We start from the raw sequence: 13537 nt of genomic DNA on the forward strand, positions 1-13537 counted from the left end.
ATGAGCGTAGTGGCGATTAAACAACAGGCGGAGCCGATTTGCCGTCAGTTACATAAATTCGGTGGTAGCAGTCTTGCGGACATAAAATGTTATCAACGTGTCGTGAATATCATGACGAACTATAGCCAACCTAATGACCTAATGGTGGTTTCTGCGGCGGGCTCGACGACGAATCAGTTGATTAGCTGGCTGAAACTTAGCCAAAGTGATCGTATTTCTGCCCATCAAGTTCAGCAAACTTTGCGTCGTTACCAATTATCTTTAATTGAAGGGCTACTTTCAAAAGAGAATGCAGAATTACTTTCTCAAGCTTTTATTGCTGATCTTGAACGTTTAAGCTATTTGTTGGATAAACCTATCACAGACGCAACTTATGCAGAAGTTGTCGGTCATGGTGAAATTTGGTCTGCAAGATTAATGGCAAATCTACTGACAGAGCAGGGTTTACCTAGCGTGTGGTTAGATGCGCGTGAATTCTTATGTGCTGAGAGAGCAGCTCAGCCTCAAGTAAACGAAACTTTATCTCGTCCATTATTACAATCACTATTAGCTAAACACCCTGAAAGTCGTTTTGTTGTAACCGGTTTTATTAGTCGCAACCAACAAGGTGAAACGGTCTTATTAGGTCGTAACGGTAGCGATTACTCTGCCACGCAAGTGGGTGCTTTAGCGGATGTCGGTAAAGTCACAATTTGGAGTGATGTTGCCGGTGTTTATAGTGCGGATCCTCGCAAAGTTAAAGATGCTTGTTTATTGCCATTGTTGCGTTTAGATGAAGCGAGCGAATTGGCTCGATTAGCTGCCCCCGTTTTACATACACGCACACTTCAACCCGTTTCAGGCAGTAATATTGATTTGCAACTTCGTTGTAGTTATCAACCAGAACAAGGTTCAACGCGTATAGAACGTGTTTTGGCATCAGGAACAGGCGCTAAAATCGTTACTAGCCATGATGATGTTTGTTTGATTGAACTCCAACTTCCCTCTCATCAAAACTTTGAACAAGTGGCGAAGGAGGTTGATGAATTACTTAAACGTGCGCAAATCCGTCCTTTAGCGACTGGTGTTGATAAAGACAGCCAACTTTTACAGCTTTGCTATACCAGTGAAGTCGCTAACAGTGCATTAGATGTATTACAAGATGCGGTTTTACCGGGAAAATTACATCTACGAGAAGGCTTCTCACTAGTAGCTTTAGTCGGTGCAGGTGTTTGTAAAAATCCACTTCATTGTCATCGTTTCTATCAACAACTTAAAGACCAACCTGTTGAATTTATTTGGCATGCTGAAGATAACATCAGCTTAGTTGCAGTATTGCGTAATTATACTGAGCATCTACTGCAAGGTTTACATCAAACGCTATTTAGAGCTGAAAAACAGATTGGCTTAGTACTGTTTGGTAAAGGGAATATTGGTTCACGTTGGTTAGAATTGTTTGCTCGCGAACAAGAGCCTTTATCAGCACGTAGTGATTTTGAATTTATTCTTGCGGGTGTCGTTGATAGCCGTCGTAGTTTACTTGATTATCAAGGTATTAATCCAAGTCGTGCATTGGCTTTCTTTGATGAGGAAGCGACAGAGCATAATGAAGAGTCGCTTTATCTTTGGATGAGAGCTCATCCTTATGATGATTTAGTGGTTGTTGATATTACGGCTAATGAGTCTCTTGCTGCCTCTTATGAAGATTTTGCTAGCTACGGTTTTCATGTTATCAGTGCAAATAAAATTGCGGGCTCAGCTTCAAGTGTGCGTTATCGCGCCACACGAGATGCGTTTTCTAAAACAGGTCGCCATTGGCTATATAACGCAACAGTCGGTGCAGGTTTACCGATTAATCATACGGTACGCGATTTGCGTGAAAGTGGTGACACTATTTTATCAATTAGCGGTATTTTCTCTGGCACGCTCTCTTGGTTATTCTTGCAATTTGATGGCACAGTGCCTTTCAGTGAGCTGGTGGAACAAGCTTGGCAACAAGGATTAACAGAGCCTGATCCACGAATTGATTTATCAGGGCAAGATGTGATGCGTAAACTGGTTATTCTTGCTCGTGAAGCAGGTTATGACATCGAGCCAGAGCAAGTACGAGTGGAATCTTTAGTACCTGTACAAGCTGAAACTGGTTCGCTAGAAGAGTTTTTTGATAACAGTGCATTGATCAATGAACAGATGGCACAACGATTAGCTGCTGCAAATGAAATGGATATGGTATTACGTTATATCGCCCGTTTTGATGCTAATGGTAAAGCAAAAGTCGGCGTTGAAGCTGTGAGAAAAGATCATCCTCTTGCCTCGCTATTACCGGGTGATAATTTATTTGCGATTGAAAGCCGTTGGTATCGTGATAACCCCCTTGTGATCAGAGGGCCGGGAGCCGGCAGAGATGTGACCGCAGGCGCAATTCAGTCAGATTTAAACCGCCTTTCCCAGTTACTGTAATTTAATTATTTCTTTTTTATAAAGGTTATCAGCGGGTTATTTTATGCCGATAACCTTTTGTCATTTTTGTGTCATATCACTCAATTTTTTTAAATTCTTTGGCTATACTTGAAGCATCTCTAGTCACAAAGGAGCGATTGATGTCAAAGGTAGTAAGACAGATTGTCCCACTAAGAAATGAAATGACGGAGGTGAACCATCAAGCTAAAGAGAACTTTTGTCAGTAGCTCATGATGTGAAATTTAAGCGTCTTGAGTGGAAGTTGAAGTACGGTTACAACGTGTTTGAACGTTATTAAGAGTACAATTCGATTAACCACATTATTTACAACAGACAACTTAATTTACTGAAAGACAATTCGTTATTCTTAACTTAAAGCGCTGATATTCAGCGCTTTATTCGTTTTTGTCTTATAAAAAACTTAATTGGAAATCGTAGCCTAGTAAAAATGTAAAAAAGAATAAAAATAAGCGATGAAATAGGAATACGAGTCATAACCCACCAGCAAAATTAGCTAAAAACCAAAAAATCGACCAGACAATTTATCAATATTAAAAAAAATCATCTAAATTTCTCGCCAGATAAATTTTCACGTATCTCGCCCTTTCTAGTAAAAAACTCTTCGTAGTAGATAAGAAACGAAAAAAAGTCCTTATTCTAGGTAAAATTGAGCTAGAACAGCATGGATATTAGTCATTCTTATAAGACTAAAGCCGTAATTAAATTTCAGAAAAATCCCCCAAAACGATTATTTTCTGATATGAATAGTAGGCTAAGTAAAAAAAGCAGTGTGGCTTATCACAAAAATCAAAATAAAGTCACATCAGAAATGAAAGTTAATTACACAACTGGGAGGACATGACTTTTCTAATAGGAAGAAGCATGTTGTTACCGCCACAAAGACAAGGTCAGGAGTCTTATGAATCAACAATATTCTGCTATGCGTAGCAATGTCAGTATGCTTGGCAAGCTACTTGGAGATACGATAAAAGAAGCACTCGGTGAAGAAATTTTAGATAAAGTTGAATCAATTCGAAAACTATCTAAATCATCACGAGCAGGTAATGAAGTTCAGCGACAAAAACTGTTGCTGACGTTACAGAATCTCTCTAATGATGAATTATTACCTGTTGCTAGAGCATTCAATCAATTTTTAAACCTGACGAACGTGGCAGAACAATACCATAGCATTTCACCTCACGGTGAAGCGGCGAGTAATCCTGTGGCATTGGCAAAACTGATCACCAGACTAAAAGATAAGAATTTTACCGACGAGCAATTAAAAGAAGCGGTAGAGCAAATCTCTATCGAGCTGGTATTAACGGCGCACCCAACCGAGATTGCACGTCGTACACTTATTCATAAGCTGGTTGAAGTAAATACCTGTTTATCTCAACTCGACCATGACGATCTAGCAGATTATGAGCGTACTAATATTATGCGCCGTCTGCGTCAGTTAGTTGCCCAATCATGGCACACGGATGAAATTAGAAAAATTCGCCCAACACCTATTGATGAAGCGAAATGGGGATTTGCGGTTGTTGAAAATAGCTTATGGGAAGGTGTTCCTGCTTTTTTACGTGAATTTAATGAGCAGCTTAAAGAATCCATTGATTACAACTTACCAGTAGAAGCTTCTCCTATTCGTTTTACTTCATGGATGGGCGGAGATCGCGATGGTAACCCAAATGTGACGGCTGAGATCACACGCCATGCTTTACTATTAAGCCGTTGGAAAGCCGCTGATTTATTCTTAAATGATATTCAAGTTCTTGTTTCAGAACTTTCAATGACAGAAAGTACACCTGAGCTACGTGAATTAGCGGGTGGTGCTGAAGTTGCAGAGCCATATCGTGAAATTGCTAAACAGTTACGTACTCGCTTACAAGTCACTCGTGATTATTTAGAACAACGTATTAAAGGACAGCAATCCTTACCTCCTGAAGGGCTATTAATTGATAATGCCCAACTTTGGGATCCGCTATACGCTTGTTATCAATCACTGACTCAGTGCGGTATGCGTATTATCGCTAATGGGCAACTGTTAGATACATTACGTCGTATCCGTTGCTTTGGCTTACAGCTAGTTAAGCTCGATATTCGCCAAGAAAGTACCAATCACACTGAAGCACTCTCTGAATTGACACAGTATTTAGAGCTTGGTGATTATGCAAATTGGTCTGAAGATCAGAAACAAACGTTCTTACTTGAAGAATTAAATTCTAAGCGTCCACTGATCCCAACTAATTGGCAACCAAGTGCAGCGACTCAAGAAGTATTTGAGACTTGCCGTGTGATTGCTGAATCACCTAAAGATTCTATCGCCTCTTATGTGATTTCAATGGCAAAAGTACCTTCTGATGTATTAGCTGTAAAGCTATTACTGAAAGAAGCTGGCGCGAATATTCGATTACCTGTTGCCCCTTTATTTGAAACGCTTGATGACTTAAATAATGCTGAAAGCGTAATGACGCGTTTGTTTGATATTCCTTGGTATCGCGATTTAATTGATGACAAACAAATGGTGATGATTGGCTATTCAGACTCAGCAAAAGATGCGGGTGTGATGGCAGCATCATGGGCACAATATCGTGCTCAAGATGCATTAATTAAGCTCTGTGAAAAATCAGGTGTGACATTAACACTATTCCACGGACGTGGCGGTACGATTGGTCGTGGTGGTGCGCCTGCACATGCAGCATTACTTTCTCAACCACCAGGAAGTTTAAAAGGTGGTCTGCGTGTGACAGAACAAGGCGAAATGATCCGCTTTAAGTTCGGATTACCACAAGTCACTATCAGTAGCCTTGCTCACTATGCAGGTGCAATCTTAGAAGCGAATTTATTACCACCACCAGAGCCAAAAGCGCCTTGGATTGAGGTAATGGATTCCTTGTCTGACGTTTCTTGTGCAATGTATCGTGACTATGTACGAGGACAAGAAGACTTTGTTCCTTACTTTAGAGCGGCAACGCCAGAAGGCGAGTTGGGTAAACTACCATTAGGCTCACGTCCTGCAAAACGTCGCCCTACTGGTGGTGTTGAAACCTTGCGTGCTATTCCGTGGATCTTCGCCTGGACTCAAAACCGCTTAATGCTACCTGCTTGGTTGGGGGCTGGCGCGGCATTACAGCATGAAATTGATAGTGGAAAACAAGCGGTATTAGACGATATGTGTGAGAACTGGCCGTTCTTTAATACACGTATTGCGATGTTAGAAATGGTGTATGCTAAAGCGGACTTATGGTTAGCAGAATATTACGATCAACGTTTAGTTGAAGAGCGTTTATGGCCATTAGGATCTAAATTACGTCAGCAACTTTCTGATGATATTAAGAGTGTCTTGGCGATTTCAAAAGATGAACACTTAATGGCGGATTTGCCGTGGGTTGCTGAATCTATTGCACTACGTAATGTGTATACAGATCCATTAAACGTACTTCAGGCTGAGTTGTTACAGCGTTCTCGTACTCATAGCGAATCAGACCCTCGTATTGAACAGGCACTTATGGTCACTATTGCAGGTATTGCCGCAGGTATGCGTAATACAGGCTAGAGTCACCAATATTTAGAAATAAAAACAGCGCTTAATAATAGCGCTGTTTTTTTATTTTTTAGCTTTTTCGTAAGACTCAATAGCTCTTATTCGTGCTTTGGCGTGATCAACAATGGGTAATGGATAATCGAGAGAGTTATTGGTTTTTGCTGACCATTCGTGAGGGGTATGAATATATCGATTAGGCACATCGGCGAGTTCAGGAAGCCAATGGCGGATAAACTCACCATCAGGATCGAACTTACGTCCTTGGGTAGTAGGATTAAAAATTCGAAAATAAGGTACGGCATCTGTTCCTGTTGATGCAGCCCACTGCCAACCCCCATTATTTGATGCGAAATCGCCATCAATGAGTTGCGACATAAAATAACGCTCACCCCAACGCCAATCAATTAACAAGTCTTTGATAAGAAAGCTCGCCGTGAGCATACGTAAGCGGTTATGCATCCAACCTGTCTGGTTAAGTTGTCGCATTGCAGCATCAATAATCGGAAAGCCTGTTAAGCCTTGAGTCCAAGCGTTAAATTCATCTTGTTCGTTACGCCAATTGATTTTTTCTGTCCAAAGCTGAAAAGCAATGTGTTTGCATAAATTGGGATTTGCCACAATTAAGTGTTGGTAAAATTCTCGCCAAATAAGCTCGTTAAACCAAACAAATGCGCCTGATGCACTGTTTTCTAAGAAATCAGGTTCAGTTTGGTAAAGGCGATTAAAACATTGGCGAATAGATAACAGACCGATAGAAAGGTAGGGTGATAATCGGCTTGTGCCATCAACTGCCGGAATATCTCGCCATTTTGCATAATGTGGGACACTTTCATAGCAGAACTGTTTTAAACGTTTAAGTGCTTCTTCTTCCGTAGCGATAAAAGAAGATGTGTTTGTGTCTTCAAGTGAAAATAGCGGCGCTTTTAAAGGAGAGACTGTTTTTTGATATGTTCTTATTTCTGGGATAGGTAACGAAGCGTTATCTTGTGAAAAAAAGAGTCGTAAAAATGCGTTTCTAAAGGGAGTAAAAACCTTATACATCTCCCCTTGTTGTGTGACTACATTACCCGGTGGAATAAACACATTGTCATGATAAGCATAAATGGTGGTTTTATTTTCTAGTAACTCAGTAACTTTTTTATCACGGTGTTGTTCATTAAGGGCATATTGGTGATTGAAAAAAAGCGCGCTAACTTGATGTTGTTGGCAATATTCGGCCACTTTATCGGCTGCATTTGAATAAGTATCACAAATCACTAATGTCAGTGGAATATTAAGTTTTGCCAGCGATATTGAAAGATCGAGTAAAGCATCATGAATAAACGCCTGACATGACAAAGCCATATTGTGGGCTTTCCATTGTTCAGGCGTTACGGTGAAAAGAGCATGCACCTGTGCTTGTTTATCTTGGCAAGCGTTAAAGAGTGCCTTGTTATCCGTCACTCTTAAATCATTACGAAACCAGACTAAATGAACAGAAGACGGGTGCATGTAACCTCTCTTAATCTAACTTAGGATGTTGATCGATTAGGGCTTGGCGTTTTTTCTGTAATGCTTCAATTTCCGCTTCGATATCTTCAACACGGTGTTCAATACTATCATAGTGCTCTGATAAAATTTCTTTAGCTTCTGATTTATCCGACGCCGCAGGTGTTGCACCTCGTAAAGGTTTATTTGCGGTTTCGATCATCTTGATACCTGTTATCAAGCCGACAACAGCAACAATCATCAGATAATAAGCAGGCATATATAAATCACCGGTTGCTTCAACTAACCAAGCTGCTGCTGTTGGTGTTGCACCCGCAATTAATACTGAGATATTAAATGCGATTGCTAATGCACTATAACGAATATGGGTCGGGAATATGGCAGGTAAAATGGATGCCATTACTCCAGTAAAACAGTTAAGTAAAACCGCAAGAATTAATAATCCTAAGAAAATTAAACCGATTTCATCACTGTTAATCATCATAAACGCAGGGTAAGCAAGGACAAACAAGCCAATACTACCACCAATAACAAAGGGTTTACGGCCAATTTTGTCACTCAATAACCCAATTACAGGTTGTACGAATAACATACCTATCATAATCGCGATGATGATCAGCACACCGTGATCTGCCGAATAATTTAGGTTATGAGATAAATAACTCGGCATATAGGTTAATAACATATAGTAGGTGACATTAGTGGCAATCACTAAACCTACACAGACGGTTAAACTTTTCCAATATTTCGATGCAATTTCACGTAATGAAACACGAGGTGGATCTTGAATAGATTTTCGGTCGTCGCTATTCATTGCATCAACATGTTGTTGGAATGCAGGTGTTTCTTCTAAAGCATGACGCAAATATAAGCCAATAAGACCTAACGGTAATGCTAAGAAGAACGGAATACGCCATCCCCATTCATGAAATGCGGCTTCACCCAAAATAGTTGAGATAAGTACAACTACACCTGCACCCATAACAAAACCAGCAATAGAACCAAAGTCTAACCAGCTCCCCATAAATCCGCGTTTACGGTCTGGTGAGTATTCAGCAACGAAAATCGCCGCTCCTGAATATTCACCACCAATGGAGAAACCTTGCGCTAATTTAGCGAGTAATAATAAAACAGGAGCCCAAATACCAATGGTTTCATAAGCAGGAATAAGACCAATGGCAAACGTACTAAGCGCCATAATAATGATGGTGACAGATAAGACTTTCTGACGACCAAATTTATCCCCTAACATCCCAAATACAACACCCCCTAAAGGTCTTATAAGGAAAGGGACGGAGAATGTCGCGAGAGCTGCAATCATCTGTACGCCAGGTGATGCACCCGGGAAGAAGACTTGACCTAAAACGTAAGCAAGGAAGCCATAAACACCAAAGTCGAACCATTCCATGGCATTACCTAATGCGGCAGCAGTAATGGCTTTTTTGAGCTTACTATCATCAATAATGGTTATGTCATTGATTTGTAGTGGTTTATTTCTTTTTTTCTTCATTTTCATATTAAGTGACCTTTATTAAGGTATTTGTGATTTTTTTGTTTATCAATTAATTAAAAGAAATGAAGTGACTATTTGTTAGCGAGAAGAGTGAGTGATAAAAATTCACTAAAAAACAGCTTACTTCTACCAAAATTAAATAGTGATATTAAGCTAATAGATAAGGGAATATTTATTAAGTATAGATAAGATTGAATAAGATATTAGGAATTTTTCTTTGTTGTTTTGATATAACAAAACAGAGCCTCTATGTATTAAAATGTGATCAATATCATAACGTAATTCTGCTTTTGTGTAAAATTCATGGTGTTACTAATGGTTAATTTGCGTTAAGTTGACCGAAAGTATCACATAGAAAAACAAGCAAATAAACTTATTTTTTATTTTAATAACAATGTGTTATGTCTATCACCTATTTATTTTTGATATAGGCTAACGTATTTGTATGAGCATTGTGCATAATACAAAGGTTGATCGATAAGTATAAAATAATAACACCTTATTTTGCTTTATTATTCTTTCGAATAGTGAAAGTGAAAATGTGGATAATAGAATAGATCTCGCTATTCTTATTATAAGATTAAATCAAGATAGTATGACGAGATATCACGACAGAGATATTAAAGATAGTTTATCTATTACTCATATTTAGAATAAAAATTTATAAAATTAATAATTAACCGCGCATTTGTGCAGATTAACCCAGGTACCTCTATGAACATTAATCAACTGAAAAGCTTTGTTGAAGTCGTGAAAAATAATTTCAACATTACTAATGCGGCTGAAAAACTCTATACCTCACAACCGACAATCAGTAAGCAACTAAAAATATTAGAAGATGAATTAAGTGTGTCGCTGTTTGTGCGTAAAAATAATAACTTATTAGCATTGAGCCCGATGGGTAAAGAAGTCCATAAAATTGCTTGCGATATTCTTGGGCAGGTTGACCGAATCAAGAGCATTGTGGCTGAAGAAGATCGTAATAAAAAAGTCGATTTACATATTGCGACAACACACACTCAAATACGTTATTCATTGCCGAATGTGATTGATCACTTTCGTCGCTATTATCCTAATATTTCGCTACATTTTCATCAAGGCGCACCCGCTCAATTAGCAGAGATGGTTAAAAATGGCGATGTAGATTTTGCTATCGCAACAGAATCTATGCACCTTTATGAAGATCTTATTACATTGCCTTGCTACCGCTGGACTCGCAGTTTATTAGTTCCTTATGATCATCCTCTTGCGTTATTGAAAGATGATGAGCAGGTTACCATCGAACAAATGGCTGAATATCCACTGATTACTTATGTTTTTGGTTTTACAAGAGGATCTAAATTAGACAAGGTATTTTATAAAAATAATCTTAAGCCTAAGGTGGCGTTAACCGCGACGGATACTGAGATTATTAAATACTATGTTAAGCGCCATTTAGGCATCGGTGTTATTGCAACAGCCTCTTATGATGAGATTGAAGATGGTGGCGCATTAAAATGTATTAATATCGATCATTTAGTGCAACCGAGTTATACCCATATCTGTGTCAGTAAACATACTCATATGAAAGATTATATGCATGAGTTTATTTCTCTCTATGCGCCACATATTGATAAAAATATTATTCAGATGCCAGAGCAATGGGAAACCCAATGGCACAGTAAAGAGGTATACCAAGGATTACCTGATTTACGTTCAGTGAATGTGAATAATAGCGTTGTAGAATAGACGTCAGATCAGAATAGAAAAAAGCCCGTTTTTGCGGGGGCAATAACGGGCTTTGGGCAGAATAATAAGAGATTAGCGAGTCAGAATATTAACAAAAATCTGAGCACCGACTAATAAACAATCATCATCGACAAAATAAGGATTTGCGTGAAGGTAATTATTAATACCTTTCGCTTGATTGCCACTTCCTAAGAAGAACATTGCACCGATTTTGCCTTTTGTAGCGTTAACCATATAGCTAAAGTCTTCACTACCTGTCATTGGCTTACCGTTCGATTCAATATTCTCTTCTGGTAAGAATTTACGCATCGCATCTAACAAACGCTGGTGTGCAGTTGGGTGATTCACAACAGCAGGGTATCCGCTATAGCTTAATGTGGTTTTAAATCCGCCAGCTGTACTGCGTGCAACAATTTCATCAAAACTTGCTTTCAGCACTTGGTCGGTATTTTCATCCATAGAACGGATAGTACCGCGAGCTTGTACGTGATCAGCTAATGCATTAGGGATTGTTCCCCCATTGATCATGCCACAACCAAAGACCGCTGGGCTAAATGGATCTGTTTTCTTTGCAACAACATAATCCATATAATCAATTAAACGGGTTGCTTCACGAATGGCATCTAAACCTTTGTGCGGTGTTGAACCATGTGCAGAAACACCATAAACATCTAATGTCCATGCAGAGCCATAAGATGACATCACACCATCATTAAAGCGAACACAACCTGTTTCAATCGCTGCATCGTTATGAAGTGCGTAAGTTTCATCAACGCCTTCCATGCAACCGAGCTCAACCATTTTTTCAGCGCCAGGTACACGCATATCTTCTTCAGCCATTTGGAAAATAAAGCGAACGTTCGCGCTCATCTCTTCTCTATTTTCGGCAAGATATTTAGCACTGGTTAATGCCATAGTCATATGAGTATCGTGACCACAGTTGTGTGCACAACCTTGGTGAACTGAACTATATTCATTATTCGTTAAGTCTGGCATTTCTAATCCGTCCATATCAGCACGGATAGCAATTAATGGAAATTCAGAATTAACAATTAAGTCTGCTGTGAAGCCAGTATATCCATCAAAAGTTTTAATTTGATAACCAAAACTTTCCATTAATTCACGACAGTATTTAGATGTTTTATATTCTTCACCTGATAGCTCAGGTATTTTGTGCAGGTCTTGTCGTGTTTTTTTACTAAAATCATTTAATTGAAAGAGTTTTTCACTGACATTATAAATATTATTCATTAGATAACTCCCTGGATAGTAAATCCAATTTGCGCGACGATTGATGCGCCAAAGAAACAACAAGTTGAAACAATCATGAAAATAAGAATAACTTTCCATGACATTTTCTTAAGTTCTTCTAATTGACCACCAACAGATAAACCAGCAAATGCTAATAAAGGAACACAACAAGATAAGAAAGAAACTTTACCAATAGAACTAATAAAGAAATCTCTTACCGGAGTTTCGGGTAAACAAATAAGGATCCCGATAATTGTTGCATAAGCAAATGTTGGTAAAGATGAAGGTAAATAATGTTTTGCAACGAGTGAAATAAATACCACTAATGACATAGCAATAAAGCTATCCCACATTGCATAAAGAGCGATCCCTGATGTTAACGTTTGAGTAAACATTGCCAGTAAAATAGCAACGAATACAAATTTCATATCAATAATTATATTTTTCATGCAGTTTTGCCTCTGGTGAAAATTTTATAAATTTTTTCTGAAAGAGGTAAACCTAAATAGGTTAATGACAGTGCGCCTAGTGCTGAAGATAATAAGTTAGATGCAGCGGCAACACTTAATACTTGCTGTGCTAATGCTTCATCAAGACCATTAATTAATGCACCTGATGCCGCACTTAACATTGAACCCGAACCCACGCCAGAGCCTGCTGCAAGAGCAAGTGGGTGTAATCCAGTTAATGGAGCAATACTACCTAATACGCTAAACCATAAAGTACCGATCACAGAACCACATAAATAAATGGCTAATACACCAATATATTCCTGAGAGCCTGTACCAAATTTACCTTGAATAACAGCGATAGACGGTTCACGGCTAATAGATGAACAAGCACCAATTGCACGACGACCAAATCCAAATTTAATGGCTAATGGAACCGCAATTAATACTGGTAATAAGTTTCCGAGTTCCTGAACAAATAAAGGAATACCGACACTTAAAATCATTTTAATATTAGGAACAATCATTCCTGCATATTGCGTACCTAAAATAAGCAGGCTGAAACCTACCATTTTACCGCAGAAGCCTTCTTCTTTTTCTGTAAATAATTTACCCCATACTTTAATTTTTTTACGGGTAAATCCAGCAGATATACACATACCAATAATTACAGCAAATAGCATTGGTAAAATAGGTATTACCGCAATGCCAATCTTAATTTCTTTTTTACCAATGACATATTGTGAAATAAAAATTAAGAAAAGGACTGCCAGAATACTAATAAAGAAAACCTTTATCGGACTTCTACTTTTGTCCATCCGTTAATCTCCGTTGAAAAATAATCAGGCTTTATTCTAGAGGACAAAAAGCAAAAGGTAGCGTGACCAATGTCATGTTTATTTCATACCTCTTTTTCATGGGGCATGAAATAATACAATGGTAATAAATTTATTAACAAATAGAAGAAAGTTAAATTTTTTAATAAAGACAGTGGGTAAGGCTGAAATGAGTCAGCTTAATTGTTAATAAAGATGTGAAGGGAAAAATCATTATTAAAAATTATTTTAATTATTAAAATAATACTATAAACAAACTTTGTCTATCATTTAGTAAATAATAATACGT

General features: G+C 38.4%; 8 protein-coding genes. 3 read left to right on the forward strand and 5 right to left on the reverse strand.

The window, feature by feature from the left end; all coding sequences use genetic code 11:
- Together D7029_RS00430 and ppc are read left to right on the forward strand one after the other, a co-directional pair.
- On the forward strand, nucleotides 1-2439 hold the full coding sequence (locus tag D7029_RS00430) for a bifunctional aspartate kinase/homoserine dehydrogenase II (protein WP_194951587.1): 2439 nt from the start codon (nucleotides 1-3) through the stop codon (nucleotides 2437-2439).
- A gap of 919 nt (nucleotides 2440-3358) precedes the next feature.
- Complete coding sequence (ppc, locus tag D7029_RS00435; RefSeq protein ID WP_194951588.1) at nucleotides 3359-5995, forward strand: phosphoenolpyruvate carboxylase; 2637 nt, start codon at nucleotides 3359-3361, stop codon at nucleotides 5993-5995.
- Nucleotides 5996-6046: 51 nt separating this feature from the next.
- Here ppc and phrB read toward each other — a convergent pair whose 3' ends face one another.
- Nucleotides 6047-7474 carry a deoxyribodipyrimidine photo-lyase gene (gene phrB, locus D7029_RS00440; RefSeq protein ID WP_194951589.1) on the reverse strand — a complete coding sequence of 476 codons (1428 nt, stop codon included), beginning with the start codon at nucleotides 7472-7474 and terminating at the stop codon, nucleotides 6047-6049.
- A gap of 10 nt (nucleotides 7475-7484) precedes the next feature.
- Nucleotides 7485-8987 (reverse strand): glycine betaine/L-proline transporter ProP, encoded by a 1503-nt coding sequence (proP, locus tag D7029_RS00445; protein WP_072070617.1) that lies wholly within the window; start codon nucleotides 8985-8987, stop codon nucleotides 7485-7487.
- A gap of 711 nt (nucleotides 8988-9698) precedes the next feature.
- Here proP and D7029_RS00450 point away from each other — a divergent pair.
- Entirely contained in the window at nucleotides 9699-10712 is a 1014-nt protein-coding gene (locus tag D7029_RS00450) for a LysR substrate-binding domain-containing protein (RefSeq protein WP_194951590.1), read from the forward strand.
- Between the two features lie 72 nt (nucleotides 10713-10784).
- Here D7029_RS00450 and D7029_RS00455 read toward each other — a convergent pair whose 3' ends face one another.
- From D7029_RS00455 to D7029_RS00465, 3 genes are read right to left on the reverse strand one after another with little or no spacing between them, the layout of a single operon-like run.
- On the reverse strand, nucleotides 10785-11963 hold the full coding sequence (locus D7029_RS00455; RefSeq protein ID WP_194951591.1) for a M20 metallopeptidase family protein: 1179 nt from the start codon (nucleotides 11961-11963) through the stop codon (nucleotides 10785-10787).
- Complete coding sequence (locus tag D7029_RS00460; RefSeq protein ID WP_006534124.1) at nucleotides 11963-12412, reverse strand: hypothetical protein; 450 nt, start codon at nucleotides 12410-12412, stop codon at nucleotides 11963-11965. Before D7029_RS00460 ends, D7029_RS00455 begins: the two co-directional genes overlap by 1 nt.
- On the reverse strand, nucleotides 12409-13230 hold the full coding sequence (locus tag D7029_RS00465) for a DUF3100 domain-containing protein (protein WP_023583450.1): 822 nt from the start codon (nucleotides 13228-13230) through the stop codon (nucleotides 12409-12411). Before D7029_RS00465 ends, D7029_RS00460 begins: the two co-directional genes overlap by 4 nt.
- Nucleotides 13231-13537 lie beyond the last annotated feature (307 nt).

Origin of the sequence: Proteus vulgaris (assembly GCF_016647575.1) — a bacterium.
GTDB lineage: Bacteria > Pseudomonadota > Gammaproteobacteria > Enterobacterales > Enterobacteriaceae > Proteus > Proteus mirabilis_B.

Bases quoted from the DNA above. Each gene is read 5' to 3' on its own strand.
- D7029_RS00455 (WP_194951591.1), bottom strand. From the start codon at position 11,963: ATGAATAATATTTATAATGTCAGTGAAAAACTCTTTCAATTAAATGAT.
- phrB (WP_194951589.1), bottom strand. From the start codon at position 7,474: ATGCACCCGTCTTCTGTTCATTTAGTCTGGTTTCGTAATGATTTAAGA.
- D7029_RS00430 (WP_194951587.1), top strand. From the start codon at position 1: ATGAGCGTAGTGGCGATTAAACAACAGGCGGAGCCGATTTGCCGTCAG.
- proP (WP_072070617.1), bottom strand. From the start codon at position 8,987: ATGAAAATGAAGAAAAAAAGAAATAAACCACTACAAATCAATGACATA.
- D7029_RS00465 (WP_023583450.1), bottom strand. From the start codon at position 13,230: ATGGACAAAAGTAGAAGTCCGATAAAGGTTTTCTTTATTAGTATTCTG.
- D7029_RS00460 (WP_006534124.1), bottom strand. From the start codon at position 12,412: ATGAAAAATATAATTATTGATATGAAATTTGTATTCGTTGCTATTTTA.
- ppc (WP_194951588.1), top strand. From the start codon at position 3,359: ATGAATCAACAATATTCTGCTATGCGTAGCAATGTCAGTATGCTTGGC.
- D7029_RS00450 (WP_194951590.1), top strand. From the start codon at position 9,699: ATGAACATTAATCAACTGAAAAGCTTTGTTGAAGTCGTGAAAAATAAT.